Here is a 1837-nt window from a genome sequence, read left to right as displayed (position 1 = left end):
GGAGAGCACCGACGGCGCGCTCGTCCGGCTGCTCGTCGTGGGACATCCCGCGCCGGGAACGCCCGAGAGCCTCGACCTGGTCGGGGCAGTGCGAGAGGCCGCGCACGCCGTGCCCGGTGACGCCGTGGTCGGTGGCCCGGTGGCGGCCGACCTCGACGCCCGCGAGGGCAACCAGCGCGACCTGCTCCTGATCGTTCCCCTCGTGCTCGCGGTCAGTCTGCTCGTGCTCATCGTGCTCCTGCGCTCCCTGGTGGCACCCGTGTTGCTGCTCGCGGTGAACATCCTCAGCGCGGTCGCCGCGATCGGTGCGGGCACCTGGCTGAGCCGAGTCTTGTTCGGATGGGAGGCGCTGGACCTGCAGGTGCCGCTGCTCTCGTTCCTGTTCCTCGTGGCGCTGGGGATCGACTACACGATCTTCCTCGTCCACAGGACTCGCGTGGAGGCACGGACCGTCGGCACCCGTCAGGGGATGGTGAGCGCACTCACGGCGACGGGTGGCGTCATCACCAGTGCGGGTGTCGTGCTCGCCGCGGTGTTCGCCGCGCTCGGATTGCTGCCCCTGGTCACGCTCGGGCAGATCGGGCTCATCGTCGGCATCGGAGTGCTGGTCGACACCTTCGTGGTGCGCACACTGGTGGTTCCGGCGATCTTCGCGATCGTCGGCGAGCGGATGTGGTGGCCGGGAACCGCAGGGCGGAGAAGATCCCGGGCGGATCGAGGCGGAGAACGGCCGGACGGGGGAGAATACGAGCATGCCGCCGTCCCCAGCACCCGAGATGCGAGCTGAGTCGTCGCGGCCGGAGTCGTCGCGACCGGAGTCGTCGCGGCCGGAGCGCGCGGCAGGCTTCCGCGCTCCGCGCACGTGGGCGAGCCTGGTGGGGTCCATCCGGATCGGCCAGGCCGTCATCACCGTGGTGCTGCTCGTGGTCGGAGCCTGGCGCGCGGCGGCGGACGGCGTCCCGCTGCCGTGGGTGCTCGCCCTCTCGCTCGTCTTCCTCGGCTGGTACGGAGGAGGGTTGCTGCTCAGCGAGCGCACCTCCGACCGCCGTCTGGCGACGTGGTGGCTGCTCGGACTCACACTCATCTGGCTCGGCGCGGTCGTGGTGTCGCCGGAGTTCGTCTGGCTCGCGTTCCCCCTGTGGTTGCTCGCCGGGTTCGTGATGCGCCTGCGCTGGGCGCTGCTGCTCAGCGCGGCCGTCCTCGTCGTCGTGGTGACCGCTCCGCTGCTGCACACCGGCACCACGACCTATGCGAACGTGATCGGGCCTCTCGTCGGCGGAGTCTTCGCTCTAGGGATCTCCCGCGGATACCTCGAGCTCGTCCGCGATGGACGGGAGCGACGCCGACTGATCGCCTCGCTCGTGGCCACCCAGGAGGAGATGGCCGCGCTGCAGGACGAGCTGGCTCGCACCCAGCGCGAGTCGGGGGCGAGCGAGGAGCGCACCAGGGTGTCGCGCGACATCCACGACACCGTGGCGCAGAGCCTGTCGTCGATCGGGATGCTCACACGGTCCGCCCTGGAGGCGGACGACCCGGCGCAGCGTACCCGTGCCCTCGAACAGATCGGTGCGCTCGCTGCGGAGGGGATGGCCGATGCGCGGCGCATCGTGAACGCCCTGATGCCGGCCGAGCTCGAATCCACCGCGCTCGGCGACGCCCTGGCCCGCATGCTCGAGCGCCTCGCCGAGGAGACCGGGATCGAGGCGACGCTGCACGCCGACGACGACCTGCCGTCGCTCGGCATCGACGCCGAGGTCGCCCTGTTGCGCACGGCGCAGTCGGCCCTCGCGAACGTCCGCTCCCACGCATCCGCGACCAGGGTCGTCGTCACCCTCGC

General features: G+C 71.3%; 2 protein-coding genes. Both read left to right on the top strand.

Going from position 1 to position 1837, the window contains the following annotated elements:
• A partial coding sequence (locus tag DSP71_RS03540; protein ID WP_147251185.1) for an MMPL family transporter occupies nt 1-787 on the top strand: 787 nt, incomplete at its 5' end.
• 88 nt (nt 788-875) lie between these two features.
• The coding region (locus DSP71_RS03535) for a sensor histidine kinase (protein ID WP_258546246.1) at nt 876-1837 on the top strand (962 nt) is incomplete at its 3' end.

The organism is Microbacterium sp. H6 (genome assembly GCF_003314775.1).
Lineage (GTDB): Bacteria > Actinomycetota > Actinomycetes > Actinomycetales > Microbacteriaceae > Microbacterium > Microbacterium oxydans.
The sequence above is the reverse complement of the archived record's forward strand: the minus strand, read 5'-3'. Positions and strand labels throughout refer to the sequence as shown.